The organism is Myroides sp. TSA_177.3, from assembly GCF_052691955.1.
The window spans coordinates 1-26,666 of sequence record NZ_JBQZGD010000013.1 but is presented as its reverse complement, the minus strand read 5'-3'; the positions used below and the strand labels follow the sequence as shown (position 1 = coordinate 26,666).

The window sequence follows — 26,666 nt, the reverse complement described above, 5'->3', positions numbered from 1 at the left end:
AGCTTTATTTGTCACCAAATTTAGGAAGATAAATACTTTCAAACAATTGAAATTTTTGGTAGCTTTACTTCAATATTTTAGAAGTATGGATGTACATCAATTAAAAAGTTTTAAAACAATTGTTGAAAAAGAAAGTTTCCAAGAAGCAGCAAAGGAATTAAATTACTCCCTATCGGCTATTAGTTATCAAATGCAACAACTTGAAAATGAGCTTAATTTTCCCTTGTTTGAAAAAATAGGAAGAAGGATGCATCCTACTGAACAGGCTTTAAAAATGATTCCACATATTAAGCGTATTGAGGAAGAGGTTCAACAAATAAAATTACTTAATACAGATTGTACAAAAATAGAAGGTAGTTTAACTATATCAGTTTCGGATAGTTTAGTAACCTATATTTTACAACCTGCATTAAAGAAATTCATTGAAAAAGCACCAAATGTACTTTTAAAATTAAAAGTCAAAAACTGTTATGAAATACAAAGAGATATTATTAAAAATGAAATTGATTTAGGGATTCATTACCAGGTAGATGGTTATGGGCCACAAATAAAAACGGTTCCTATTAAAGACTTTAAAGTAGGATTGATGGCTTCTCCTCAGTTTCCAAAAAAAGAAATGGATTTCAGTCAATGGAATCAAGAGAAAGGTTGCGCATTGATTAATAGTGATAGTAATGGAGTGTATCAAAAAGCTTTCAAAGAAGAATTAAAAAAGAGAAGTATAGCGGTTAAACAACATATTGAACTTTGGAGTATTGAAGCAACAAAACGTAGCATTATGAGTCAGATTGGTATTTCTTATTTGCCCCATTTTGTGGTAGAGGAAGAATTGAAAGGAGGGAAGATTATCGAAATTCCAGTACAGGGTTTTTTGCCAACAATTACGATGATTGCGGCTTATCATCACCAAAAGTGGATTAGTCCTGCCATGCAGTTATTTTTAACTATTTTACAAGAGCAGATGGAAGAAGATGAAACAGTTTAACAATTAGAAAAAGAACAAATGAAAAAAATATTTTTTATCGCTTTACTTATTGTAAGTGGACTTGTACTAGCTAATAGTACAGTATTTCATCAAAGTAAATACACAGCTAAAACAGAGGAAGAAATGGAAACAAGAAAAGATAAAAATACCAAAGTAATTTATTTTGCAGGTGGGTGTTTTTGGGGAACAGAACACTTTTTCCAGCAAGTTAGAGGAGTAGTTGCTACTGAAGTGGGCTACGCAAATGGAAAAACGAAAAATCCAACGTATAAAGAGGTTACCACTGGAACAACTGGTTTCGCAGAAACAGTAAAAGTAACGTATGATCCTCAAGTTGTTGATTTTGAGTTATTACTTGATTTATTTTTGCAGACGATTGACCCTACCACCTTAAATCGACAAGCCAATGATGTGGGAACGCAGTATCGCTCTGGGATTTACTATGCAGATCAGTCAGATGAATTTTTAATTACACAAAAAATTAAAGAATTAGCAAAGCAGTATACGAAAGAAATCGTAGTTGAGGTAGAACCATTGCGCAATTTTTACGATGCAGAAACGTATCATCAAAAATACTTAGATAAAACCCCAGGAGGATATTGTCATATTGGTGCAGATTTATTTGAAATAGCGAGAAAGGCTAACCCTAAAAAAGAGCAAACGTATCAACGTCAGGAAAAAGAAGTATTAAAGGCAACATTAACTCCAACTCAATACGAAGTAACGCAAAATAACGGTACAGAACGAGCGTATAGCAATGAACTATGGAAGGAGTTTCGCGAAGGAATTTATGTAGATATTACAACAGGTGAACCGTTGTTTATCTCAACAGATAAGTATGATGCAGGTTGTGGATGGCCTAGTTTTTCCAAGCCGATTAATACGCGATTAATCGAAGAAAAAGAAGATAAATCACACGGCATGGATCGCATAGAAGTGAGAAGTACTACAGGTGATGCTCACTTAGGACATGTCTTTAACGATGGACCTGCTGAGACAGGAGGGTTGCGTTATTGTATCAATGGAGCTTCTTTGCGCTTTGTTCCAAAAGAAGAAATGCAAGCAGCAGGATATGGAGCTTATCTCTCTTTACTTCAAAAGAAAAAATAAGGGCGAAAATAATTTCGCCCCTCTTTTTGAAAAATAGAAAATAAAATTAATCTCGTATTTTATTGTTGATACGCTTCTACGTCTTGAATTAACTGAGTGAGAATTACTTTGATTGATGCACTTGGATAAGGCCCACGAGATTGTCCGGTCCACAAGCTTAAAAATTGTGCATCTTCCTTCTTTTTAGCCGCAATTCGGAAACCTACTGTTAATTTATTTTGGAACGGATAGGGGAGAATATAATCTGAATGATCTAGTTTTTGCGTAAAAGTATTGCGTAATCCTCTTGCATAACGACCTGAAAAACTTTTAGTTAAGACCAATTGATCTTCAGTGGCTTGTCGTAAAGCTTCTTTTTCAAATTCGGCTAAATTACTTTCCTCTGATCCCATCAATAAACTACCAAGAGCAAATCCTTGCGCACCTAATGTTTTAACAGCTAAGAGCGTGGAAGCATTATATAATCCACCTGCATAAATGAGTGGTGTCTTTACCGTTTCATATACTTTAGCTAACAAAGATAACCCTCCGATTTCAGGCAGCGTTTCACGTAAAAAAGTGCCCTGATGTCCACCTGCTTCAATGCCTTGTACACAAATGATATCGATGCCTTTTTGTTCTAATAGTTGCGCTTCTGCTACAGATGTAGCTGTACCAATAAGGATAACCCCATGTTGTTTGAGCTTTGCAATCGTTGCCTCATCAAAGACACCAAAAGTAAAACTGACGATTTGACAACCTTCGGCGATAATTGCATCCACTTGATCGCGGTAGTCTGTATAAACCACTTGGTCATAGTCTGCTAATTGAACGTCCAGATTAGCTTGCTTGGCAAAATCTTCTAAATACTGTTTTGTACGGGTATATTGATTTTTTAATTCCGCTGTGCGTTCCGGTAGGGGATTTAAAAACACATTAACGGCAAAAGGATGAGAAGTCAACTGCTTTGTTTGCTGAATTAGTTCTCTACATTTTACAGCAGGTAAGTCGCCCAACGGGAGCGTACCTAAAACACCAATTTCACCAGCTGCAGCTACCATTTGAGGAGTAGCGACGCCAAACATGGGAGCTTGGATAATAGGGTATGGTATAGATAGAAGTGTGGTAATGTTGTTTTTCCAACTAAAAGTATTCGTAGACATCTTCATTCGTTTTTTGGGGTTAATACTCAAAAGTACGAGTTAAAATAAAAGGAAAAGATGATAAATAACAGTATTTTAAAACAGTGTAAAAATAAAAAAAGCCCAATTGCTAGCAATTGGGCTTTGATTGTATAAGAGAAGAAAATTATTTTCTGCTGTTTTTAGCAGCATCGAATTTTTTTCCTTTGTTGTATGATTTTTTAGTAGCTTTTGTTTGTTTAGCAGCAGCTCTATTAGCGTTGTTTACGAATTCCAAGGCTCCAGTATACGAAGCGGTAATCTTGTTTTCTCTGTCGTCGATTGCGTTAACAGTGATTGTATATTGATCTCCTGTTTTCTCAACTTTTACAGTTCCTGTACGCGTAGGAGCGTAGTTTGTCGTTGCTAAGTCCCCGTCTTTGTTGATCGCTTGCTCAAAGAACCAAGTTCCCCAGTCTAATCCTACTTCAGAACCTCCACCTAAACCTGCATTTCCAACAATTTCTTCTCCGATTGGATATTCTCCAACAGGAATGTCAGTTGTTGTATTAATGTCAGTAAAAAGTCTAACACGCATCCATTCTCCAATACCATTAACTTCGAAGTACGCTCCAGGGGTAGGAGTTAACGTTTCGGAATATAAATAAATGTCCCAACGGTTATTATCTTTCCCTGTGATTGGCGATTTGCCTTTATATTCTAAAAATCCTTGTGTTAGCTTGCTTACTGTTTTATCTGCTCTTAACGTTGAAATCGTATACTCATCGCCTTGTTTTACTTTTCCGATGTATTTACCTAGGTGTCTTGTACCATCTTCTAATAAAATATTAAAGCGAATTTCTTGTCCCTTTTCGTTGTCCATCACTTTGATTGCACCATCTAAAATGTACAATTTATCTTTGATTCCAGCTGCTTGGTCGTTGTGTTGGAATGAAGCAAATGAATAATCATAATCTCCATTTTCAATCGCTTCTTTTGATCCTACTCTAAATGTGCCTACTTCATACCCAGTAGATGCCTTAAAGGTTTTTACAGGAACTTTTGCCTCCCATGCTTTTGGAGCCATTTCGTCAAAGAAAGAAAGAGAAATATAGTATCCATCTCCATCTTCTTTTAATTCCCCATATTCATTTGCATCTCCTTGAGTGAAATACGTCATATATTCCGCTACATTGGGGTGATCAAAGATATTATCTCCCCAATACCAACCGTTTTGAACTTCATACGTTACATCGTAAATAGGTTCAATATCGATGGCTTGTGTGTAATTGATGTCGTATTCTTCCCCTTGTTCGTCTTGTAAAGTTCCCTTGAAGCTATAAGAACCATTGGTATTTACTACCACTAATTCCCCTTTTGTGATTGCAGCTACTGCGTCACCATTTTTTATTGTACTTGTTGTTGAAAGGGTGTATAGATTTTCCGTATCAGTAACAATATACGTTTCTGATTTTAAGGTTGCTTCTAATAATTCTTCCTCTTTTACTACATTAGAGATGAATTTTAAGTTAAATTCCCCTTTGTTGGTTGTAAGAATAATAGCAAAATTTCCGCTATCTTTTACTTTTCCTACATAAGTTCCTTTAGCATGCTCAACGGTAGTAGGAACTGTTGGATCGATTGGATCTACAGGGATTAAGTAATTGTGGTCATCACTACTACATGAGGTGATTGCTAAACTACTAAGCAAAACAAAGTTTATTACATACGATAGTCTTTTCATAATTAAATCGAATTAGTGTCAAAGTGTGTGCAGGCACACGGGTTATTTTTGTTTGTTGGAAGAATTTTATACTTTGATTTTTTGGTTCTTTTTGGGTGTTTATATTTGATGTTTATAAAATTCTACTTGGTGCAAGTTAGATTTTATTTTAAATAAAAGGTTAATGTCTAAATAAATTAACATAATAAAACGAAGCGATTTCGCAAGATGTGAATAAATTGAATGTTATAAATAGTTAAATTATTAAATTAAAATTTTTGTTATCTAAATTGTGGTTCAATTTTTTTAAAGTGATTTGTGAATTCTTTAAAAGAAAAAGGATTGTCCTAAAGTTGCGTTGACAAAATGCAATAAAAAAAGTCCAACTACAAAAGCAGTTGGACTTGATTGATCTATTAAAATAAGATTTATTGCATACTTTCTACACAGAGGATTGCGCATTTCTCTCCATCAATAGCAGCGGAAATAATACCACCGGCGTAACCAGCTCCTTCTCCACAAGGGTATAAGCCTTTGATTTGTGGGTGTTCTAATGAGCGATCATCACGAGGAATACGCACCGGTGATGAGGTTCTACTTTCTGGTGCATGTAGAATGGCTTCATTGGTAAAATAGCCTTTCATTGATTTTCCGAATTCCTGAAATCCTTCTCGCATAATGTCCGTTAAGAAATTAGGAAATACTTCTCCTAGTTCAACCGCAGTTGTTCCAGGTAGGTATGAAGTTTTCGGAATAGCGGTTGATACCTTCTTTTGTGCAAAATCTACCATGCGTTGGGCGGGAACGCGTTGTGTTTCTCCGGCCAATCTAAAGGCTTGCTGTTCGATGGACTTTTGGAATTCCATTCCTGCTAATGCGCCGAATTTTTCAAAAGGTTTGAAATCTTCTAGTCGCAATTCAACTACGATACCCGAGTTTGCTGTTGCTTGATCGCGCTTAGAAGGAGACCATCCATTGGTCACTACTTCACCTGGAGCGGTGGCACAAGGGGCTATTACCCCTCCAGGGCACATACAGAAGGAATACATTCCACGTCCATTAACCTGCTTTACAATCGAGTAGGGAGCAGGAGGAAGAAATTCCCCTCTATAATCGCACGAATATTGAATTTGATCAATAAGTGATTGCGGATGTTCTGCACGAACACCCAAAGCAAAAGGTTTAGCTTCGATTACGATATTCTTTCGATCTAATAATTCATAAATATCACGAGCAGAGTGTCCTGTGGCTAAAATAACTTTATTGGCTTCAATTGTATCCCCATTTTCAAGTACTACTCCTCGCATTTCATTGCCGTCTAAGACAAAATCAGTGACGCGTTTTTCAAAGAGGACTTCACCACCAAATTCTTCAATCTTATGGCGCATGTCTTGCATAATTTTAGGTAGTTTATTTGTCCCAATATGGGGATGAGCTTCTACTAAGATATCTTGTGAAGCTCCAAAAGCAACCAATAATTCTAGAATACGGTTGATGTCTCCGCGTTTTTTAGAACGCGTATATAATTTACCATCAGAATAAGTTCCTGCACCACCTTCACCGAAACAATAGTTTGAATCAGGATGAACAACATGGTCAATGTTGATTGCTTTTAAGTCTCTTCGACGTCCACGAACATCTTTTCCTCTTTCGATTACAATGGGTTTTACACCCAACTCAATGAGTTGCAGTGCGGCAAAGTAACCCGCAGGTCCTGCACCAACGACAATAACGCGTTTGGCATCTTTTACATTTTTGTAAGCAGGAAAATCAATGTGTCGATGTACAACCTCTTCTCCAGTAAAAAACACCTGTACTTTTAAATTGATTTTGACGATGCGTTGCCTAGCATCAATCGATCTCTTTAGAATAGTAATGTGTTGGATGTCAGAAACTGAACTTTTAATATGTTGTGCAACATAAGACGTTAATAAGTCCGCAGAAGCCGCAACTTCAGGAAGCACTTGGAGCAGTAATTCTTGTGGCATTTTTTTATAAAGCAATAAAAATTAAAGCGCAAAAATACACTAAAAAAAACAGAAAATAATTTTTGAAATTAAATGCAACGAAAAAAAGATACTTCCAGCCTAAATCTGTTTATGCCCTTGTTTGGCGGTGATTATGTTTGTTATTTCTTGCGTATCCTTTTCTATTTTACTTCCACCTGTAAAATAGTTTGAATATCAGCTAAATCAAATGCTGTTAAGCCGAGAAACGATCGAGTAACAATTGCTCTTTCTTTTATATGTGGAGATAGACCATAAATAGATTTATCGTCATCGAGAATAAGTATATCCTCTGGAAGTAAATGATAAGTTGCTATATGAGTTTCAATTTCTTCTTTCCTTGAAGTATAAGGACTGCAAGATATCATTTTTGTAAGTTTAGAAAATTTCAATCCTCTGCTTTTTAATAAAGCGGACCATTCCGCTATAGAAAACCTATTTCGATGTGAAGTAGATAAAATAATTTCATCTACTTCGATTTGATTGAAAATAGCAATGGCTTTAGTCATGAAAACGTAAAAACCATCCTCAGCAATTTCCACTTTTTTTTGCGGATTACCGTGAACCATGACGCCATCGATGTCTAAAAAAACTTTCATATTAAAAATCTAATTTACAGTATTCATTGTCTCTTTTAAATTTGTTTTTGGCTTACTAAAATATAACGTTTTTATTAGGTTTTACTGCTATACTTTGTTTTTAGTATGCAATTGTAACGTTATCTTTGAAAACAATCGTTTTTTCGTAAAAGAAGAATGTTGTGTCTAGTTTCTCAACCCCAAAGGAGAAAAAATATTTAATTGTGCTTGACAAACAGTTGTCAGTTGGAAGTTTTATTTTTGTTGGTACCAAAATAGTATTGAGTACTAGGAAACAGAATTTTAAAAAGAGAAAGTATGTCTTATTGTGATCACGTTGAATTATTGACTGGGGACCGACAAATACTCCATAAAAATTATCATGACAATCATTATGGTTTTCCGATTCATGATGATAATGAGCTGTTTGGACGATTGTTGATGGAAATCAATCAAGCTGGATTGAGCTGGGAAACTATTCTTAAAAAGGAAGAAGCTTTTAGGACAGCTTATAGCAATTTTGATCTTCAGGCCGTAGCTGCTTACACAGAGGAGGATCGAGCGCGTTTGATGCAAGATGCTGGAATTATTCGAAATCGCCTCAAAATTAATGCAGCTATAGAAAATGCAAAGGTCATCGTACAGTTTCAACAAGAGTTTGGTTCATTTGAGCAATGGCTAGAGCATCATCATCCTAAAACAAAAGAAGAATGGGGGAAGTTATTTAAAAAACACTTTCGCTTTACGGGAGGAGAAATTGTCAATGAATTTTTGATGAGTATTGGCTACTTAAAAGGAGCACACACTGAAACTTGTCCGATTTATGCTAAGGCACTAGCACATCAACCTTTATGGTCTAAAGAGAAATAAAACTTTTATTATTATCTGTTTGTAATTCAGGGGTATAAGTATGAATTTTGATGTTAAACTTTTCCTTTTTTAGCACCTATTTTTGTATTGCAGGGCTTTTTTTGCTATCTTTAAGCTTGCCCTTAAAATGAGAAAACAGCAATTCTTGATACGAGCTGTAGTGATTTTAAGGTTTAATATTCAAGTAAACCAATACAAAACAGATGGAATTTAGAAAACTAGGTACTTCTACTATAGAAGTTTCCGCTATTACCTTTGGTGCGTGGGCAGCAGGGGGATGGATGTGGGGAAGTACAGACCGCAAAGAGGCGGTTGAGGCTATCCAAGCAGCCCATCAAGAAGGAGTAACCACCATTGATACAGCGCCTATATATGGGCAAGGGGTGAGTGAAGAGATTGTAGGAGAGGCCATAAAAGGATTGGCACGAGATAAAGTACAGCTATTGACGAAGTTTGGTATGCGTTGGGACTTAGATAAGCCTCAAGGTACTTTTGTGATGAATAGCCAGGATAACCAAGGTAAAGACATCGCTATTTACAAGTATGCAAGTAAAGCGAGCGTCATAAAAGAGGTGGAAGATAGCTTGAAACGTTTAGGTACAGATTATATCGATTTGTTGCAATTGCATTGGCCTGATGCGACTACGCCTATTGCAGAGACGATGGAAGCAATGGAATTGTTGATTCAACAAGGTAAAATTCGCGCAGCAGGAGTAAGTAATTACAACCTAGAGCAAGTGAAAGAAGCAAGAAATACCGTCGGGATCGTGAGTAATCAAGTACCCTATAGTATGCTCAATAGAGGAATAGAAAAAGAACTAGTTCCTTATGCTTTAGCTCATGATTTGAGTATTATTGCCTATAGCCCGATGGAAAGAGGATTATTAACAGGGAAATATTTTAAGGCTAATGCTTTTATGGAAGGTGATCATCGTGCGAGCTATTTTTCTCAGTTTGATTTACCTAAAGTAGAGAATTTTTTAGAAGAGATTCGACCACTAGCAGAAGAGAAACGCGCTACTTTAGCTCAACTTGTTTTGCGTTGGACTACTTTGCAGCCTGCTATTACCGTGACGCTAGCTGGTGCGCGAAACGCGAAGCAATCTGTAGCAAATGCACAGGCGATTACTATTGCATTAAATGCAGATGAACTTGATTTTATTGATCGTGCTTTGGCAAAAATGTAATAAATTGAGGATATAAAAATAAAGGGTGGTTCAAAAGACCACCCTTTTTATATTCTATTTGAACAAATAGCGAATTGTGTGGATAGAATTTATTCTTTCCAACGAATCAAAAGATAAGAAGGTTGTTCAAAAGGTTGCATCACCTTTTCTTCACTAATTTCAAATCCCCATGCTTTGTAGTAAGGCAATAAAGGATCATGTTGTAAAACTTCCAACCAGATAGCATCATATTGACGCGTTAGCGATAAGGTTTTGTTCCATAAAGAAGCTCTGACTTCTTCTTGGTTCTGATTTGGTTCGATGTAAAAAGAAGCTAAATTAATTACTTTTTTATCTGCTAAAACTGCAGGTTGATCGACTTGCTTGATCATGACATAACCAGCAGGAATTTCTTTGTTATATACCGTCAACATTTGGGTACTTAAATCATTTAGTTCAAGTATCGTTTCTTTGTGGTCAAGTTGTTGAGCGATATATTGATTCAAAGAAGCGGTATCTGTACTTGAGGTATAAAGATTTCTGATTTGCGCTTCTCTTAATTGAAAAAGAACAGCAAGTCCTTCTTCTGTTGCTATAGTAAATTTAGATATAATACTCATGTTCATTTGTCTTTATATACAAAGATAAAAGAACAACGTTGATATTTTTCGATACAGTATCAGTAAAAACTATCAGTACATCGGTTATTTCAATTCTTCTCCCAATTGTTTAATCAGGGATAAATCTGTAGCTGTTAGTCGTTGTGCAAAAATCGCTCTAAAGTGGCGTTTGTACACATCCGTAAAAGAAAAAGTTTCTCCAGGGGTAAAGCCTATGCCCATCGTTTGACAAGTTTCGTAAAAAGATTTAGCGTCCACATCATTGGGTAATTGTCCCCAAATACTGTAACCACCCTGCGGCGCTTGTTGCGTAAAATCGGAAGGGAAATAAGCGTTGAAGGTGCGGAGAAATTGCATCGCTTGACGTTCCAATTGCTGACGAAAAATACGCAAGTGTTTGTCATAGCTTGGCATTTGTAGGAGTTGAATAATGACTTCCTGATTAATCGGGGAGACGGATCTTCCTAAGGAGAATTTGAGGCGCTCAGCTTGTGCAGCATATTGTCCTGCGGCCAACCATCCTAAGCGCAAACCTGGGGCAATCGTCTTTGAATAGGAGGAAAAGGTCATGACAAGGCCTTTTTTGTCGAAATTCTTGATATTTATCGGTCTTTCACCCTGAAAGTGTAAATCCCCATAGATATCATTTTCAATGATGGGAATTTGATGTTGTACACCAAGGGAGTAGAGTTCTTCTTTTTGTTCATCGCGCATGAGAATGCCCGTAGGGTTATGGAAATTAGGTGTGAGGACAACTGCTTTAACTGCGTGTTGTTGACACATTTTTCTTAAATAAGCGAGGTCAAAACCATGCATAGGTCTTACGGGAATTTCTAAAGCGCGTAAACGCAAGTTTGACAATACCTCCAATACCGAAAATACACAGGGACTTTCTACAGCAACAATATCATGAGGAACGGTAGTAGAAGCTAAAGCAATATATAAAGCTTGTAATGCGCCATCAGTAACAATTAGTTCCTCTTTTTGCAAAGCTGCACCATGCAACGCTGCTCGTTTGATTAGCAGGGCTTGTAGCTCTTCAGATCCTGTATTGGGGTAATATTGCAGTAATGAAACGCCTTTTTCGCGAATAACCGTTTGCATCGTCTTCAAAATCAGCTGTTGTGGGATAAAGGTTGATGCTGGCGCAGCTATGTGAAAAGAAGGACGTTCTGTATGTGTTAATCGCTGGGAAGTCAAGGCTTTTTTAGTAGTAAATACGGCGTCTTTGGGTATGGTTGGCAAATCAAGCTTAGTCGCTGCTGTAGTTTGAATATGAGCGGCAACCACATAACCCGAACGAGGAATACTCGTTACTAGTCCTTTAAATACAAGATAATCATACCCACTTTGAACTGAACTCGTACTGAGTTGATACATTGCTTTTGTTTCGCGAACAGAAGGTAAGGCATCACCAGCTTGTAAATGCCCTTGTTGAATCGCGCGTTCTATTTTGGTGGTAAAGATTTCGTATTTGTATTTTTTCACGGTGCTATATTGAAATACTGTATAGAACAAATATAGTTTTTTTTGATGGTATAATCGGTACAGTTGAAGGGGGGGTCAGTAAACTTTAGCAGTAATTGACAAGTGAATTGATAACATTTGTTATCGTCTTAACGCTGCGTAAATATGAACCTTTGTTCTTTTATAATTAAATCAGATAGAATGGAAAAATTAGTACGAGAGATGTTACATCAAATCATCGAAAACAAGGTATATGATGAACAATTAATAACCACTTACTTTTCACCGCAGTATGTTCAAGTAGTGAATGATACAGTGTTGGATTTTGAAGGATTTAAACAGCATATCAAGAAATTGAAAGAAGTTGTTCATACCATTCGTTTAGAAATTCTACAAACAGGAGAAGGAAAAGATTGTGTATTTACCAAGCACAAGGTAGAGGTACTTTTGAATGATCAGTCCACACATACCTATAAAGTAATGGCGGAGTTTCTTTTTCAAGAAGGGAAAATCATTCGTTGCGAAGAGTTGACTTATTTAGTAGAAGGAAAGGCTAGCTATAATTTAGGTGCTGTGGTATAAAGCGAATCAGCAACATAAAAACAAAAAGAGGGCAACCTTGAAGGTACCCTCTTGTTTACTTTTCAATTCCTTCACTTGTCGTTTCAGTAACTGAATCTGTAGTGTTCTGTTTAGGAGCTGCGGTAGTCGCATTGGTTTCTCTTGTAGCAGCTTTGAACTCCCTAATTCCTGTCCCAAGTCCCTTCATTAATTCGGGTATTTTTTTACCGCCGAATAACAATAAGGCTATTGCAACAACAACTATAAGTTCAGATGGTGCTACTCCTCCTAAGGGTAATGTAGTCATCAACATGGTTGAATATATTAGTGGTTGAGGAAAACAAATGTATATCAGGTATAAAATTAGATAATGCTATTTAACATAACTTTATTATTGGATTAAATAGATTAAACGGGTTTTAATGTTGTAAAAGTGTAAAATATTAACAAATGAGCGAAAAAATAAAAGCTGTTTTTGTTCATTCTGCTTAGTAGTTGAGCTTGTTCTGTTTAAATCCTACTAATATCCAAAATAATATTTTTTTGAATTTTAATCCCGAGCATCGCAGATGGTCATTTAATTGTATCTTTGATTGTGCATTTTACCTAAGATAAACCTGTTTTTTCGCTGTAATCTTTTAATTGATGGTACATTTTTTCTATTTTAAACGTATTGTAACAATCCGATTTTTCATTACGCTGCTGTATTTAGGAAGTTTATACTTTTTGATCTACTATCAACCAGCTTTTTTACTCGTATTATTTTTATTACTCTACCTCGTGATTGGTTTTGATTTCCTCATGTGCGAATGGAGAAACTGTTATCTTGCTTACAAGAAAAAACCCATACTTGAAATAAGAGAAGATTATTTTATCGATCATCGTTTAAATTTAATAATACATTGGAAAGACGTATCCAAAGTAGAAATAAAACATTTAAAATCAGGTTATTATGTGGTTGTTTATCAACTTAGAAATGAGGATATTATTAAAAGACAACTTCAGAAATTTTACCAAAAATGGCATTACAACTTACTAGGAGCAATGTGGTATAGTGCCTTTCATCTTGTTCAGATAAAAACGATTAAAAATGAGCTGTTTGAATGCATGGAGCAGTATCAAAAGGAGGCAAATAAATAAGAATATTTATCTATTTCATTATAAATGATAGGATTAAGTTGAAAAAAAAAGCCTCAAAAATCATTGAGGCTGTTTAACTATTTTTTCGGTGCTTGATCAATAAACATTTGTTTCACTTTTTCAAGACTGTACCCTTTCCCTTCTTCCAATTCACCAGAAGAAATAATATTGGTTACTTCTCCATTTCCATCCAAGACAAAAAAGAAAGGATAGCCAATACCGCGCGCATTTGGAGCATAAGCATTGAAAACCGCTTTATTTTTGTTCTTTTGAGAGTAATTCAAGTGATAATAAACAAAATTTTGATCTACTATTTGTTTCAACTCAGGTGTTTTTTGCACAAAATCATTGAAGCGCAAACACCAAATACACCAGTTTCCTCCTGCTTGGACAAAAACGTATTTTCCTTCTTTTTTCGCTTGAGCAACGAGTTCATTTAATTTTGCTTGTGCATCTTCGTCTTCATTATACGGTTTGCTCAATGTTTCTTTCTCCTGCTCAATCTGCTTTTTCAAAGCTACTGTATCAACCGCTGTTTCTGGTTGTGGTGTAGCTGTTTGTTCAGTCGATGGAGAAACAACAGGATCTGCTTTTTTCTCTTGCTTACAACTGATAAAAGATACCGTTGAAAGTAGAACTAAACCAAGTAGCGTTTTTCTTTTCATGTGGATTGTATATTTGCTTTTTGTCGTACAAAGTAATGAAATTATAATCAAACAGCCACTCTTGTAAACGGTTATTTAACAAGCTTGTAAGCGAAGGAGATAGGAGGAGATAGGAGGAGATAAAAAGGGAAATCAAGTGCAATTAAAAGGCAATATTTCAGTAATGTAAAGGGAATGTTTAGTCGAATGAGGTGGAATTATCAAATAGTTAAGGAATTGATTCGTTGTGTTTTATGTGTTTTTTTGGTTGTACTTTCGAACTGTGAAAAAGAAAAAGGAAGTAAAACAAAAAAGAAAGGTTACAACATAACAATAGCAAAAAAGGACCAATGCTACCTTGAGCGATTTTTGAGAAACCCTAACAACCACGTGTTCTTATTTTCTCAACCTAAAGTTTATCTATTTATTGATCCCAATTTGTTACTATTTATGGTCCAACCTGCATTGTCGTTGTAACTTTTTTTTTAAAATCTTATTGTTTGAACGATAAAAAATAGAATATGAAACAGCCTTACAGACATTCGATTGAGTTAGGAATACAAGGAACGATGAAACCTATACCTGTTCGATCTTTAGGAAAAAGAAGACCAGGTATTGAGGCACTGCAAACGCCTAAGGCTTTTCCACGTCCTAAAGGACATTGTATCTCAGATACGTTGTCTTTTGCTGGATTATTAGTTGCGTTAACACTGGTTGTCGCTATTGTTTGGAACTTTGAAAATTTCGATTGGACCAAGCGTCAAGTGGCTTACTTCTTCTTGAATATGGTGTTAAGTTTGATTCCTATTGTTTGGGCTTTTCACCTGCTATACCCTCGTTTTGATCGCAAACGCGTGCAAAAAGGCAAATTAAAAGCCTTAGGTCGAGTAGTAGCAACTGATCATGCTGGGAAACTAGTTCGAAATGATGCACAACAACGCGCTTTGGTTGAAGTTGTATATCAAAATCAACGCTATTTGTTAGTGGCAAATCAAGCAGGATTAGCTGTTGATTCAAATGCAACCGTTGAGGTAACGTGGAGTAGTGTTTCTCAATTGTGTTGGATTCACAATGTCAGCTAGAGCCCTCAATTTTTAGACAGGCTCACAAATTAAAAATACCTTTTGATTCGATAGGGTAGTGGTAAAGAAAATATACGTATCACCTCCCTCTTTAATTTTCCATTTCTTGCGTAGTTCATCCACTTTAATAGGGAAATTACGCACCGTAACATTCGCTTTTTGTTGTTGTAAATATTCTTTGGCTGTAGCTTTATTATAAGGCAAATGTTGCTTTATTTTAAAGCGTCTGCCCGAGAAGTCCACAAGTGTTTCACTGGTGTATAGCTGGCTGTGCTGGTGTAATTTAGCAACGTTAAAATAGGCGCTAATGGCATTGAACTTTCCCGTTTTGAGCAAAGCACTATTCGGCTCATACAAATAAGTTTGCGGTTCTGCATAGGTAGCCACAGACTCATCTGATAAATCGAAAACGGTAATTTGAGGCTCTTTTTTAGTGAGATTAACTGCGGTTAATACAATGGTTCCCACATACCCCTTTTCAATAATCCACAGTAATTCTTTGACCTCATTTTGCAAGGCAACAATGTGAATGGCTTTGACATGTTTCAATTCAGAAAGCCCCGCTTGAATATCTAGTAAAGGCGAGGTTTTGACTAAAACTGTTGCTGTATGTTGGAAAAGCATATCCAGATGTTCAACAATGTTCGGTGTACAATCGCTGAGGAAAAATACTTTTTCTTTGTTTTGATTTCTTCGTGCAGGATCCAAGTAAATATAATCGAACTGTTGATTACTATTGGCTAGATAGTCTAAGCTATCTCCTGCAATACAAGTGATATTGGTCTGTTGAAGCTGTTGGTAATTATGTTGCACAACAGCACTTAATTCAGGCTGTATTTCACAATGGGTAACCTGTTTAATACGTTGAGCAAAATAGTAGCAATCAATTCCAAATCCCCCCGTTAAATCAATCAGCGTATTGCCTTCCACTAAAGAAGCTTTATAGGCAGCACATTCTTCTGAAGACGTTTGCTCAATAGATAATTTGGGTGGAAATACGATGCAATCGGTGGTATACCACTTAGACAACTTGTGTTTAGACTTTTGCTTACTCTCAATCTGCGTCAATAAATCAGACATGGGAATAGCTGGAAATGGACTTTTTTTGAACGCCAAATCCGTTAAAGTAGCTTGACTGTGCTCTTTAAGATACGCTTGAACTTCGGGTTGTACGATAAGATGAATATCCACTTATAACTTTTTGGTGAGTACTTGAATAAATCGAACATTTGGGAAAAACTCTTTACCAATAACTTTTAAGCAAGTGTATAAAGGAACAGCGGCAATCATACCGAAAATTCCACTAAACATACCACTAGCTAAGATGACAACGAAAATTTCCAATGGATGTGATTTCACACTATTAGAGAAAATCAACGGTTGATTTACTACGTTATCAATCAATTGAACGATTAAAAAACCAATCATTACAGATATAGCTTTTGGTAAGGTAATTGCGATAAAATCATCGCCTATGTAGGTTAGCATGGTAAATACAACCGCTAGAATATTTCCAATTAATGGTCCGATATAAGGAATAATATTGAGGATGGCACACAAAAAGGCAATAGTAGCTGCCCCTTTTACACCAAAAATCAACAATACCGTGAGGCAAAGAATATAGATGACGAACATCTGAACACAAAGTCCTAAGAAATAACGGGACAATAGGTTGTTAATCTTATTGATAGAGTTTAAAACCTTGTTTTCGTGCTTTTTGGAAAACAATTTTTTAAATTGATATTCTAGTACAACTTGATCTTTTAGGAAGAAAAAAGCAATAAAAAGAACAGAAAATAGTCCAATACCAATATCGCTCAACATGCTGATGAGGGTATTGAGTAAATTAGGTACAAAATCCAGATTGAATTGCGATTTCAGGTGAGATTCTTCGACAATTTTATCCAAGCTGATTCCTTTGGCATCGAGGTAAGCGTCAATTTTTAGGATTAAACCATTAAAATCCTCTTGTAAATGCGCAGTATTTAATACAGATAAATTCTGTGCTTGTGTAGTAAATAAAGGCACAAACATAAAAGAAAATCCGATAAAAACGGCTATAAAGAAGCCCATCGTAATACTGATGGCAAACATCTTTTTTAGCTTACATTTTTTATAGAGAAAATCAACTAAAGGCTTGCCTATTAAGGCTAAGACAAAAGCTAAGGCAATATAAATAAACAAGGTGCGAATTTGATACAACAACCCCGCACTTAATGCAATTCCACTTAAAATAAGAACGGCTTGAACAATACCTTTGGAAATTTCTTTAGATTTCAACATGCAATGATTTATTCGTTAGCGAATACAAAACTATGACAAGCAACAAGAGCAGCTGTTTCTGTTCTCAATCTTGTATGTCCTAAAGATACAGGTTTAAAACCTTTTTCTAAAGCTATTTTAATTTCAACAGGAGAAAAATCCCCTTCAGGTCCAACCAATAAGAGGTAATTTTCTTGCGGTTGAATCTTGTTTTTTAGGAGCTCTTTCGTTTGGTCATCTTCACAATGCGCAATGTATAAAGCACCTTGATGGTCTTGTTTTAAAAATTCTTTTAAGGTAATCGGTTCATTCAACTGAGGTAAATGCAGTTGAAGGGATTGCTTCATTGCCGATTGAATGATTTTTTCAAATCGTTCTGTTTTAACTACTTTGCGTTCCGAATGATCACAAATAATAGGCGTAATCTCATGAATACCGATTTCGGTTGCTTTTTCTAGAAACCACTCATAACGCTCGTTCATTTTAGTCGGTGCAACTGCCAAATGCAAGCGAAAAGGCGTCTGTTCTTTATCTGTATAACCTACAATATCAGTTAAACAACTGCGGTCTGAGGCTAATGAAATTCTAGTTTCAAATAAGGTTCCACGACCATTGGTCACGAAGAGAATATCCCCTTCTTTTTTGCGTAAAACGCGTATAATGTGTTTGCTTTCATCTTTGTCAAAAGTGAAAGTCGACTGTTCTTTATCGATAGCGGGAGCGTAAAATAACTGCATAATGTAAAACCTTAAAATTCAATTCTAGCTTTGGATACAACAGAAGAATCTGCAAAAAGAGATTCTCTATAACGATAGTACCCTACAATACCAATCATGGCTGCATTGTCCGTTGTATATTCAAATTTGGGAATATATGTTTTCCACTTGTATTTTTGTTCGGCTTCTTTTAAAGTTGCGCGTATACCTGAATTAGCCGATACACCACCGCCAATTGCAATTTGAGTAATACCAGTTAGTTCAACGGCTAACTTGAGCTTATCCATCAATATTTTGATAATCGTATGTTGAATTGAAGCACAAATGTCTGCTTTGTTTTCTTCTATAAAGTTTGGATTTTCAGCTACTTGTTTCTGAATAAAATATAAAAACTGTGTTTTTAAACCACTAAAACTAAAGTTTAATCCCTCCACTTTTGGTTTTGTAAAAGGATACGCTTTAGGGTTCCCTTCCTTGGCATATTTGTCAATCAAAGGCCCGCCAGGATAAGGAAAACCAAGAATTTTAGCTGATTTATCAAAGGCTTCACCCACGGCATCATCTGTTGTTTCTCCCAATACTTTTAAATCAAAGAAACTATTCACTTGTACAATTTGAGTATGTCCACCTGAAATTGTCAAAGCTAGAAAAGGAAAAGTAGGCTGATCATATCCGCTTTCATCAATAAAATGACAAAGAATATGAGCATGCATGTGATTCACTGCAATCAAAGGAATATCCAAAGCCAAAGCCAAAGATTTAGCAAAAGATCCGCCAACTAAAAGTGAACCCATTAATCCAGGACCCTGTGTAAAGGCAATTCCCTGCAATTCTTCTTTCGTAATTCCCGCTTTCTTTAAGGCAATATCAACAACCGGTACGATATTTTGTTGGTGTGCTCTTGAGGCTAATTCTGGAACAACACCACCGTATTCTTCGTGTATCTCTTGACGAGCCACGACATTAGACAATACTTTGTTGTCTGCTAAAACTGCAGCTGCGGTATCATCACAAGAACTTTCAATCGCTAATATATAGGTGGGTTTTGTGGACATGTATAATTTAATTTAATGCTAATTTATATCTTCTTTTTTTAGTCAATCACTCCTAAAAATTAATTAAATTTGTTGATTGTACGTAGGTATTTAAAAAAAGTAGATTTTAGGGGCAAATTTAAAACATTAATAGTTATCAAAAAATTTAAAAAAATAGTTTTTCGCCTGCTTTTGGCTCTGTTCTGCTTGCTGATTTTAGCAGTGGGATCCATGATGTTGCCAATTGTGCAAAGCTATTTAGCACGCTATGTAACGGAAAAAGTGAATGAAAAATTCGGTACGGATTTTTACATTGACCGTTTATCTATTGATGTTTTTGGAGTGATTCACCTCAAAGGGGTAGAAGCAAGAGACAACCACGAAAATATATTAATCGGAATTGATCATCTTCAAACGCGTTTGGCTGACCTAAATGCTTTGCAGCAAGGAAAGGTGTATTTGGGAACAACCCGAATCAATGGCTTGTATATGAATATTCACAAGTACGAAGGCGCAGAACTAACGAATCTAGATGAGCTTATTGCTGTTTTTGATGATGGACAACCTGGAGAAGGGAAGTTCCGACTAAAAGCTTCTCGCATATTTATTAAAAATTCACAGTTAATTATTTCGGACGACAATACGAAAGTAAAAGTAGCGGTTGATTTCAGAAAGTTGCAAGGTCAAGTGGATAACTTTTTAATCAAAGGACCTGAAATATACGGAACTGTGAAAAACGTGAGCTTCCTCGATCACTGGGGAATGAACGTACAAAACTTAACCGCAGATTTTTCCCATACCAAAACGAGTATTGGACTAAAAGACATGAAATTAGTCACGGATCAATCGGATATTGAAGGAAACCTGAAATTGACGTTTGAACCTGGCGATATGAAGTATTTTGTCGATAAGGTGAAGTGGGATTTTGAGATTAAAAAAGCCAAATTAAATTCTTCTGATATCAATGTATTCGCCCATGAGTTTGCTTCTAATAAAGAAGTATTCTTCAAAGGATATATGAAAGGGGTAATGAATGACTTTGTTCTTGAAGGAGCCAATTTAGTAGATGAAAACAATTCGCAGATTATTGGGAAATTTGCATTCCGCAATGTATTTGATGATCATGAACCTTTTTGGATGCGTGCCGATTTATCGCGTTTACAAACTACACGCTATAACTTAGTTGCTTTAATGCCAGATCTGTTAGGTAAATCTTTACCAACGGAATTGGATGGCTTAGGATTGGTAAATATCATAGGAAATATTGAGTTAACGAAGCGAACCTTAGATACGGATATTGAATTAGTAACGGCTATCGGAAAAGGAAATGCTAAAATTGCCATTCAACAGCTGAATGATCCGGATCACGCTACATACAAAGGAAATATTAAATTGGATCACTTTGATTTAGGTCATTTTATCCACAATGAACAGTTTGGATTAACGTCTTTTGATTTATATGTAGATGGGCATGGGTTTAATCAAAAATCGTTGAATACTTCTGTAAAAGGGGATGTATTCTCTTTTGTTTTTGGTAAGTATAAATACACCCAATTGGCCGTGGATGGATTAATGAAAATGCCATACTATCGCGGGTTATTACACAGTGCAGATCCGAATGTGAAACTCGATTTTAACGGGACGATTGACCTAAGTACTAAAGAAAAGAATTACGATTTTGTTGCGCAGATTGATTATGCGGATTTATATGCATTAGGTTTCGTTAACGATACGTTATCTAAGTTTACAGGTGATTTTGAATTTAAAGCCAAAGGGAATAATATTGAGGATTTAGAAGGTGTATTTAAAGTTAATAATGCGATTTATGACAACAGTAAAGATCATTATGTATTTGAAGAGTTTTCTATTGAATCTAGTTTCACAGAAGGCGGTGAGCGTTTGTTGAAATTAAATTCAAAAGAAGCTATTCAGGGATACATCAAAGGGAAATTCTTGTTTGGTGAATCCAAGATGTTGTTTACAAATGCATTGGGTAGTTTGTATACCAATTACTCTCCGTATAAAACAAAAAAAGGACAATATGTTGATTTTGATATTACGGTACACAATCGCTTAATTGAGGTTTTCTTGCCCCAATTAACCCTAAACGAACGTACGCACGTAGATGGAGAAATTGACAGCGATGAGAATTTGTTTAAACTTAATTTCGATTCGCCGAGTATTGCCGTGAGTGGCGTGGAATTCTTCAATATCTTATTGAATGTCAATAATTCCAATCCCATTTATAATACGTATGTTTCTATTGATAGTGTGCATACTAATTTCTATGATATTTCTGATTTTAACTTGCTGAATTTAACGCATAATGATACGTTATTTGTGCGTTCAGAATTTAAAGGAGGTAAAAACTTAAAAGATAAATACGAATTGAACTTGTATCACACCATTAACGAGGAGAAACTCTCTGTGGTGGGATTCAAGAAATCAGAGGTGTTCTTCAAAGATTTCCAATGGAGTATCAACGAGAATAACGACAAAGCCAATAAGTTGGTGTTCAATAAAAAATTGATGGACTTTACCATTGATTCTCTCGCTATTTCTCACAACAAGCAAATGGTGAATTTAAGTGGAGTAATGCGAGATTCTACATACAAAAAGCTGAATTTATCTTTTGGCAATGTAGATTTAAATAAGATTACACCTGATATTGAAAATCTATCTTTTGGCGGTAAAATTGATGGAGAGGTGAATTTCTCCCAAATGAAGGATGTGTATCATCCCCAGGCGAATATTGTCATCGATTCGCTGCTGATTAATAAAATATACTTAGGGGATATGTTCTTCAAAGTGGATGGAGATAAGCGATTAGAGAAGTTTACCGTTCAATCTAGTTTGATGGATGATGAAGAAAAGGAGCGATTTTATTTGAATGGAGATGTCGATGTGATCAATAAACAGACCCATTTCAATTTAGAGTCTGGGTTAACGGATTTCCCATTGGCTACGATTGCACCATTTTTAAGTAGTGTGGCTAGTGATATGACAGGAACTGCTTTTGGTAAGATTTCCTTCTTGGGAACTGCAAAAAATCCAGATGTCAATGGACGTTTGTACTTGAATGATACCAAATTCAAATCGAAGTTTACAGGGGTAAGCTATGCTTTTGATCAAGAAACCCCATTGGATATTACAACGAAACAATTCATCCTCCGCAAGGCAGGATTAACTGATACCAAATACAAGACAAGGGGATTGGTCGATGGAAATGTATCCCATAAGATGTTTAAGGATTGGGTGATGAATCTATCGCTTTCGTCTACGAATTTATTGGCTTTGGATACCCAATATACAGAAGGAAGTTTATACTATGGAACTGCTTATATCAATGGAAAAGCAGACATTGTAGGGCCTATTGAAATGTTGAGCATCAATATTAATGCGACTTCGAATAAAGGGACATCGATTAAGATTCCGTTGAAGGAGGCACAAAGTACAGGCGAAAATAACTTTATCCATTTCTTGTCGCCTCAAGAAAAGAAATTGCGTTTAACAGGAAATGATTACGATCCATATAAATACCGCAACAGTGGAATTGAATTGGATTTTGAGTTTTATGTAACACCCGATGCGGAAATTGAAATTATCCTCGATCGAGAGTCTGGACATGCCATGCGTGGAAAAGGTGCTGGATTTATTACCATGGAAATCAATACACTTGGTAAGTTCAATATGTGGGGGGATTTCCAGGCGTATGAAGGAGAATATAATTTTAAATATGGTGGATTGATCGACAAGAAATTTGTCGTGAAGAAATATGGAACAATTCGCTGGGATGGCAACCCGATGAATGCTATTTTGGACCTTCAAGCCATTTACCATACGGAAGCTAATCCAAGTGTAATTATTGATAACTCGATTATCAATAGAAAAGTACCTACGGATGTGGCTATTGTATTGAATGGAAGTTTAAGTAATCCAGAAGTAGATTTTGATATTAATTTTCCAACGGTGAGTTCGGTTGTAAAATCGGAGTTGGACTATAAATTGAGTGATCGCGATACACGTGAAAGACAAGCCATGGCTCTATTAGCAACGGGGTCTTTCTTCTCCTCTGATAACTCTTCATCTGCTTTAGCAGGAAGTTTATTTGAGCGCGCAAGTAGTATTTTTGACGACTTGTTCTCGGATGTAGATGATAAGTTTAAAGTAGGACTAAACTATGCGCAAGGAGAGCGAAATCCGTATACGCAAACAGAAGGACGATTAGGGGTAACTTTTACCACGAAAGTGAATGATCGCATCTCTGTAAATGGAAAATTAGGAGTGCCTGTCGGTGGAGTAGAGCAATCGGTTATTGTTGGTGACGTTGAAGTATTGTTGCGTATCAATGAAGAAGGAACGCTAAATGCACGCTTCTTTAACCGAGAGAATGACATCAATTATATTGGGGAAGGAATCGGTTATACACAAGGGGTAGGATTGTCCTATGAGGTGGATTTTGATACGTTGAAAGAGTTAATCGCGAAGTTTTTAAATCAGTCCGAGAAAAAGAAGAAGAAAAAAGAAGAAAAAGAATCTTCCAACAATAGAGCCGAAGACCTGCCAGATTCAGATTACAGTCAGGAGTTTATCCGCTTTTATGAAACAAGACGCAAAAGTGGAAATACGCCTTCGGGGCAGTAGGTGAGAGTAAAGGAATGATTATATATAATTTAGTAAAGAGTTTTAAGTAACTGGTAGGGCTTATATTGACTTATGTGCTAGGGTAAAGATTGACTTTATGTTTACCGAGGAGCAGCAAAAAATATATAGTGCAAAGAAAAAAAGAGAGAAGTGAAATTATTTTATATTATTTTTTTTATCGTTTTGGATCTTATGTTTTTTAGCGTTCTAGTAAAAAAAATTAGATTGAGAAGAAGAAGATTATTTTTGCTTACTGTATTTTTGTTTTTCTTTACTATCATTCATTTTTTGAATCCTTTTGGATTGGCTATTTCTAACGAAGTATTTTACATATTAATTGGTTTTAGTATGACTTTAATTGTTTCTAGATTTGCAAAGGAGGTAGCTATTTGGGTTACATCAACGTTTAATAGAGAAAAAGACGAGTTGTTTTTAAAGTGGTTTAGTATTGGGGTTGATTATGTGATATATATAATGGTTTTAATATTCCAAATAGTAACTATAATTAGTAATTAATATAAAGGTTGTTTTTTATTTTCCTTTTTAGTTTTGTAGGATGTATGGAGGGGCGCTTATTTATAAGCTATATGTTTCACACGATTTTGTCTTTTATATAAGTATCAATTAGATCATAAAGGATTTGTTTTTGCGTTCTTCTAGTTCTCCCCAAGACTTGATATCTTCTAGTTTTTTCAATGACTGTTCACGAAGTATTATCACCTACTAAATAACCCAAAGATACTTCTGGGTGTCCACTATTTTTTAGCCGTTTCAGTGAAAGAAATTGCTTTTGCAGTTCATGCTGACCAATAATTTTTTAAAAAATCTCTAATCTTTTAAATAAATATTTTTTCAATCGTAATAAACTTTATTTTTATAAGGACAGTTGACCCTTTGATAATGAGTTGAGTTCGCGGAAAAAGAGGAGTAGAGTTGGAAGAGTGTGGAATCGTTAGCGGAGAAGCTTGTTGGATATCATACCATTCTCTAAAGCTGAAATGCAGAAATTGAAGAGACATTTAAAGAATACGGGAGAGCAACATTCACGTAAGAGTAAAGGCAAAAAAAGAAATAGAAATGTTTGAATCATACATAAATTTAACTTTTGAAGAAGGATATAAAGGTATTTTAGAACTAGCTTTAAGTCAAGAGAAAATTGTAAACCAAGATATTATCCTATTATTTACAATAGAGGAGAAAGAACTTATTAGTGCTTTTTTGGGGAATTTTAATGGTTTTTCAAGAAGTAATTTAAAAATTATCGAGAAAAAAATAAATACATTGCTGTATAATGATAATAGAGAGTATGTTTCCGATTTAATAGATTTCTCAATTTTATATGGACTTAATTTAGACTATACGATTATTATTAATTTGGTTAAACAGAGTGATAAAAAAGAACATTTTGTTATATTATCCGCATTACAATATTTATCAGAAAATATTAAATATTACTATATAGAAGAAATTTTTGAATCTTTAGAATTAATTGTTGATAGTAAACATAGTGATAACATAAAAATTCTATCGTTGCTAATTTTATATAAGATATCACATTTAGATATTTACGTAGATAAAATAAAAAAAATGATAGATAATGAGCAAAACCTTGTTTATTATACTAATAGAATTAATAATTACGATTTTGATATAAAATTATTTAATAACAAAAAATTATTTAGCTTGTTAGATTAATATTCCCATGTATCTATAGTTTTAGGGATAAAAAAGTAACACTACCCAAAACCTTCTAGATTTGGATTAAAAGATTTTTTAACATAGATAAAAATGGACAAAGGAACTATCCCAATAAAAATCTTGACTAATGAAAAGAATATGCTTTATAATGGTTGTATTACTTTATAGTTGTACTCCCAAAAAAGAATTGAGTTATAATAGATATTATGAGAGAAATGGTAATAAGTTACTGTTATTGGATAAAGATTCAACTTTTGTACTTCAGGATGTTTTTCATTTTGTTAGTAATGGGTTGATTATGGGAAAATATCAACTTAATAAAAAAGGAAAATTATGTATATATGACTTAATAGATAGAATGAACTTACCTAATGTTTTTGATGAAGCGAATGATCAAGCAGAGAATAATATATTTGTTCATACGGAAGTCAATAAAGTCACTTATGAGAATATAGATGTTTATGTGAAGAAGAATGATATAGAAACTTTATTAGGAAATCTACAGGGAGGAGATACCTCTTTTAACTATCCGTTTGGTATAGGAGATACGTTACAATTCGTTTTTAAATATGAAAGAGATGGAGGTTTAGTAGTTAAATTAAAGCATGATGTTGCTGCTACAAAAAGGATTGTAATTGATTCACCTAATAAGAAAATAACAATTGATTTTGATATGTTTTATTTTGATCTAAAAAACAGCAATGAAGTAGAAAAGAAATGCTTTACAATAAGGAAGAAAAGATTTTATTAATTTCTGATTCTCAATATATCACCCCAACCTTCCAAATCGGATCGTTGGGGTTTTTTAGTTGACAGTTTACTGTTAACGGATAAAGGTGGATTTTCAATATAAAGAGAATAAGGATAGTACACAGTAAATCAAAAAAAATAGTTGGGTTTTGGACAACTATTTATTATAAGAGAGAAGTAAAACTGTTCGCTGTAAACTGTCCACTATATTTATCGTCGGTGGAGCAGTAAAGAGGAACGCAGTGAGTCGAAGGCTACGACAGTGTCAATAAACAATGTGGTTTGAAACACTACTTTTTACATTAAACTAAAGACTACAATTGCAAAGAATAAAAACAGCCAAATGAAAATTAAAAGATTGTATGTATTTATTTTGGCTTCATGAGAGAGAATTCTTCTTACCTTACAGACATCAATGGAGTGCCGACGCATTACTATGGTTACCTACCATTTACCTCATTAATGATTTTATTTGTTTTGGTATTCGGTGCACTGCGTGAGGAGAGCTGT

22 protein-coding genes are annotated in these 26,666 nt (G+C 35.1%); 10 read left to right on the top strand and 12 right to left on the bottom strand.

Going from position 1 to position 26,666, the window contains the following annotated elements:
• Positions 1-85 precede the first annotated feature (85 nt).
• Together ACUTSE_RS12495 and msrB are read left to right on the top strand one after the other, a co-directional pair.
• Entirely contained in the window at positions 86-985 is a 900-nt protein-coding gene (locus ACUTSE_RS12495) for a LysR family transcriptional regulator (protein WP_060873489.1), read from the top strand.
• An 18-nt stretch (positions 986-1,003) separates the two neighbouring features.
• Entirely contained in the window at positions 1,004-2,095 is a 1,092-nt protein-coding gene (gene msrB / locus ACUTSE_RS12490) for a peptide-methionine (R)-S-oxide reductase MsrB (protein ID WP_445640457.1), read from the top strand.
• A gap of 59 nt (positions 2,096-2,154) precedes the next feature.
• Here the strand turns inward: msrB and ACUTSE_RS12485 are convergent, their stop codons facing one another.
• The 4 genes from ACUTSE_RS12485 to ACUTSE_RS12470 all read right to left on the bottom strand — a co-directional run bounded on the left by ACUTSE_RS12485 (position 2,155) and on the right by ACUTSE_RS12470 (position 7,523).
• Entirely contained in the window at positions 2,155-3,237 is a 1,083-nt protein-coding gene (locus ACUTSE_RS12485) for an NAD(P)H-dependent flavin oxidoreductase (RefSeq protein WP_445640456.1), read from the bottom strand.
• Between the two features lie 145 nt (positions 3,238-3,382).
• Positions 3,383-4,939: a hypothetical protein gene (locus ACUTSE_RS12480; RefSeq protein ID WP_445640455.1), complete on the bottom strand. Its 1,557-nt coding sequence runs from the start codon at positions 4,937-4,939 to the stop codon at positions 3,383-3,385.
• Between the two features lie 407 nt (positions 4,940-5,346).
• Positions 5,347-6,906, bottom strand: a complete 1,560-nt coding sequence (locus ACUTSE_RS12475) for an NAD(P)/FAD-dependent oxidoreductase (RefSeq protein ID WP_445640454.1) — start codon at positions 6,904-6,906, stop codon at positions 5,347-5,349.
• 161 nt (positions 6,907-7,067) lie between these two features.
• Positions 7,068-7,523, bottom strand: coding sequence for an HAD domain-containing protein (locus ACUTSE_RS12470; protein WP_445640453.1), 456 nt, complete (start codon positions 7,521-7,523; stop codon positions 7,068-7,070).
• 297 nt (positions 7,524-7,820) lie between these two features.
• Between ACUTSE_RS12470 and ACUTSE_RS12465 the strand changes: the two genes are divergently transcribed.
• Together ACUTSE_RS12465 and ACUTSE_RS12460 are read left to right on the top strand one after the other, a co-directional pair.
• Positions 7,821-8,372 carry a DNA-3-methyladenine glycosylase I gene (locus ACUTSE_RS12465; RefSeq protein ID WP_445640452.1) on the top strand — a complete coding sequence of 184 codons (552 nt, stop codon included), beginning with the start codon at positions 7,821-7,823 and terminating at the stop codon, positions 8,370-8,372.
• Positions 8,373-8,575: 203 nt separating this feature from the next.
• Positions 8,576-9,559 carry an aldo/keto reductase gene (locus ACUTSE_RS12460; protein WP_445640451.1) on the top strand — a complete coding sequence of 328 codons (984 nt, stop codon included), beginning with the start codon at positions 8,576-8,578 and terminating at the stop codon, positions 9,557-9,559.
• Positions 9,560-9,648: 89 nt separating this feature from the next.
• On the opposite strand, the gene ACUTSE_RS12455 is transcribed toward ACUTSE_RS12460, so the two are convergent.
• Positions 9,649-10,158 (bottom strand): hypothetical protein, encoded by a 510-nt coding sequence (locus ACUTSE_RS12455; RefSeq protein WP_445640450.1) that lies wholly within the window; start codon positions 10,156-10,158, stop codon positions 9,649-9,651.
• Between the two features lie 84 nt (positions 10,159-10,242).
• A complete protein-coding gene (locus ACUTSE_RS12450; protein WP_445640449.1) occupies positions 10,243-11,646 on the bottom strand; it encodes an aminotransferase-like domain-containing protein in 1,404 nt (467 codons plus the stop codon).
• A gap of 180 nt (positions 11,647-11,826) precedes the next feature.
• Between ACUTSE_RS12450 and ACUTSE_RS12445 the strand changes: the two genes are divergently transcribed.
• Entirely contained in the window at positions 11,827-12,207 is a 381-nt protein-coding gene (locus ACUTSE_RS12445; protein ID WP_445640448.1) for a hypothetical protein, read from the top strand.
• A gap of 55 nt (positions 12,208-12,262) precedes the next feature.
• Here ACUTSE_RS12445 and ACUTSE_RS12440 read toward each other — a convergent pair whose 3' ends face one another.
• The gene (locus tag ACUTSE_RS12440) at positions 12,263-12,499 is read right to left on the bottom strand and encodes a Sec-independent protein translocase subunit TatA/TatB (RefSeq protein ID WP_002985853.1); all 237 of its coding nucleotides are present in this window, start codon (positions 12,497-12,499) and stop codon (positions 12,263-12,265) included.
• A 332-nt stretch (positions 12,500-12,831) separates the two neighbouring features.
• On the opposite strand from ACUTSE_RS12440, the gene ACUTSE_RS12435 reads away from it, so the two are divergent.
• Positions 12,832-13,326, top strand: a complete 495-nt coding sequence (locus ACUTSE_RS12435; protein ID WP_445640447.1) for a hypothetical protein — start codon at positions 12,832-12,834, stop codon at positions 13,324-13,326.
• A 77-nt stretch (positions 13,327-13,403) separates the two neighbouring features.
• Here ACUTSE_RS12435 and ACUTSE_RS12430 read toward each other — a convergent pair whose 3' ends face one another.
• Positions 13,404-13,991, bottom strand: a complete 588-nt coding sequence (locus tag ACUTSE_RS12430) for a thioredoxin family protein (protein ID WP_230847997.1) — start codon at positions 13,989-13,991, stop codon at positions 13,404-13,406.
• A gap of 500 nt (positions 13,992-14,491) precedes the next feature.
• Here ACUTSE_RS12430 and ACUTSE_RS12425 point away from each other — a divergent pair, with 500 nt between their 5' ends.
• Entirely contained in the window at positions 14,492-15,052 is a 561-nt protein-coding gene (locus ACUTSE_RS12425) for a hypothetical protein (protein WP_445640446.1), read from the top strand.
• A gap of 12 nt (positions 15,053-15,064) precedes the next feature.
• On the opposite strand, the gene ACUTSE_RS12420 is transcribed toward ACUTSE_RS12425, so the two are convergent.
• Genes ACUTSE_RS12420 through tsaD form a run of 4 tightly spaced genes read right to left on the bottom strand, consistent with a single transcriptional unit; the run spans position 15,065 to position 19,085 of the window.
• Positions 15,065-16,243, bottom strand: a complete 1,179-nt coding sequence (locus ACUTSE_RS12420) for a class I SAM-dependent methyltransferase (protein WP_445640445.1) — start codon at positions 16,241-16,243, stop codon at positions 15,065-15,067.
• Positions 16,244-17,335 carry an AI-2E family transporter gene (locus ACUTSE_RS12415; RefSeq protein ID WP_445640444.1) on the bottom strand — a complete coding sequence of 364 codons (1,092 nt, stop codon included), beginning with the start codon at positions 17,333-17,335 and terminating at the stop codon, positions 16,244-16,246. It lies immediately after the preceding gene.
• 8 nt (positions 17,336-17,343) lie between these two features.
• Positions 17,344-18,051, bottom strand: a complete 708-nt coding sequence (locus tag ACUTSE_RS12410) for a 16S rRNA (uracil(1498)-N(3))-methyltransferase (RefSeq protein ID WP_002985843.1) — start codon at positions 18,049-18,051, stop codon at positions 17,344-17,346.
• An 11-nt stretch (positions 18,052-18,062) separates the two neighbouring features.
• Positions 18,063-19,085, bottom strand: coding sequence for a tRNA (adenosine(37)-N6)-threonylcarbamoyltransferase complex transferase subunit TsaD (gene tsaD / locus ACUTSE_RS12405; protein WP_115090782.1), 1,023 nt, complete (start codon positions 19,083-19,085; stop codon positions 18,063-18,065).
• Between the two features lie 210 nt (positions 19,086-19,295).
• Between tsaD and ACUTSE_RS12400 the strand changes: the two genes are divergently transcribed.
• The 3 genes from ACUTSE_RS12400 (at position 19,296) to ACUTSE_RS12390 (ending at position 26,157) form a co-directional block, all read left to right on the top strand.
• Positions 19,296-23,708 carry a translocation/assembly module TamB domain-containing protein gene (locus tag ACUTSE_RS12400; protein WP_445640443.1) on the top strand — a complete coding sequence of 1,471 codons (4,413 nt, stop codon included), beginning with the start codon at positions 19,296-19,298 and terminating at the stop codon, positions 23,706-23,708.
• Between the two features lie 1,077 nt (positions 23,709-24,785).
• The gene (locus ACUTSE_RS12395; protein ID WP_002985835.1) at positions 24,786-25,403 is read left to right on the top strand and encodes a hypothetical protein; all 618 of its coding nucleotides are present in this window, start codon (positions 24,786-24,788) and stop codon (positions 25,401-25,403) included.
• A gap of 130 nt (positions 25,404-25,533) precedes the next feature.
• Positions 25,534-26,157 (top strand): hypothetical protein, encoded by a 624-nt coding sequence (locus ACUTSE_RS12390; RefSeq protein WP_445640442.1) that lies wholly within the window; start codon positions 25,534-25,536, stop codon positions 26,155-26,157.
• Positions 26,158-26,666 lie beyond the last annotated feature (509 nt).

What these genes read in the sequence shown, in the direction of transcription:
- ACUTSE_RS12400 (WP_445640443.1), top strand. Translation starts at nt 19,296, where the DNA reads ATGATGTTGCCAATTGTGCAAAGCTATTTAGCACGCTATGTAACGGAA.
- ACUTSE_RS12485 (WP_445640456.1), bottom strand. Translation starts at nt 3,237, where the DNA reads ATGTCTACGAATACTTTTAGTTGGAAAAACAACATTACCACACTTCTA.
- tsaD (WP_115090782.1), bottom strand. Translation starts at nt 19,085, where the DNA reads ATGTCCACAAAACCCACCTATATATTAGCGATTGAAAGTTCTTGTGAT.
- ACUTSE_RS12435 (WP_445640447.1), top strand. Translation starts at nt 12,832, where the DNA reads ATGGTACATTTTTTCTATTTTAAACGTATTGTAACAATCCGATTTTTC.
- ACUTSE_RS12430 (WP_230847997.1), bottom strand. Translation starts at nt 13,991, where the DNA reads ATGAAAAGAAAAACGCTACTTGGTTTAGTTCTACTTTCAACGGTATCT.
- ACUTSE_RS12440 (WP_002985853.1), bottom strand. Translation starts at nt 12,499, where the DNA reads ATGTTGATGACTACATTACCCTTAGGAGGAGTAGCACCATCTGAACTT.
- ACUTSE_RS12445 (WP_445640448.1), top strand. Translation starts at nt 11,827, where the DNA reads ATGGAAAAATTAGTACGAGAGATGTTACATCAAATCATCGAAAACAAG.
- ACUTSE_RS12455 (WP_445640450.1), bottom strand. Translation starts at nt 10,158, where the DNA reads ATGAGTATTATATCTAAATTTACTATAGCAACAGAAGAAGGACTTGCT.
- ACUTSE_RS12470 (WP_445640453.1), bottom strand. Translation starts at nt 7,523, where the DNA reads ATGAAAGTTTTTTTAGACATCGATGGCGTCATGGTTCACGGTAATCCG.
- msrB (WP_445640457.1), top strand. Translation starts at nt 1,004, where the DNA reads ATGAAAAAAATATTTTTTATCGCTTTACTTATTGTAAGTGGACTTGTA.
- ACUTSE_RS12395 (WP_002985835.1), top strand. Translation starts at nt 24,786, where the DNA reads ATGTTTGAATCATACATAAATTTAACTTTTGAAGAAGGATATAAAGGT.
- ACUTSE_RS12410 (WP_002985843.1), bottom strand. Translation starts at nt 18,051, where the DNA reads ATGCAGTTATTTTACGCTCCCGCTATCGATAAAGAACAGTCGACTTTC.
- ACUTSE_RS12480 (WP_445640455.1), bottom strand. Translation starts at nt 4,939, where the DNA reads ATGAAAAGACTATCGTATGTAATAAACTTTGTTTTGCTTAGTAGTTTA.
- ACUTSE_RS12495 (WP_060873489.1), top strand. Translation starts at nt 86, where the DNA reads ATGGATGTACATCAATTAAAAAGTTTTAAAACAATTGTTGAAAAAGAA.
- ACUTSE_RS12465 (WP_445640452.1), top strand. Translation starts at nt 7,821, where the DNA reads ATGTCTTATTGTGATCACGTTGAATTATTGACTGGGGACCGACAAATA.
- ACUTSE_RS12415 (WP_445640444.1), bottom strand. Translation starts at nt 17,335, where the DNA reads ATGTTGAAATCTAAAGAAATTTCCAAAGGTATTGTTCAAGCCGTTCTT.
- ACUTSE_RS12390 (WP_445640442.1), top strand. Translation starts at nt 25,534, where the DNA reads ATGAAAAGAATATGCTTTATAATGGTTGTATTACTTTATAGTTGTACT.
- ACUTSE_RS12460 (WP_445640451.1), top strand. Translation starts at nt 8,576, where the DNA reads ATGGAATTTAGAAAACTAGGTACTTCTACTATAGAAGTTTCCGCTATT.
- ACUTSE_RS12475 (WP_445640454.1), bottom strand. Translation starts at nt 6,906, where the DNA reads ATGCCACAAGAATTACTGCTCCAAGTGCTTCCTGAAGTTGCGGCTTCT.
- ACUTSE_RS12425 (WP_445640446.1), top strand. Translation starts at nt 14,492, where the DNA reads ATGAAACAGCCTTACAGACATTCGATTGAGTTAGGAATACAAGGAACG.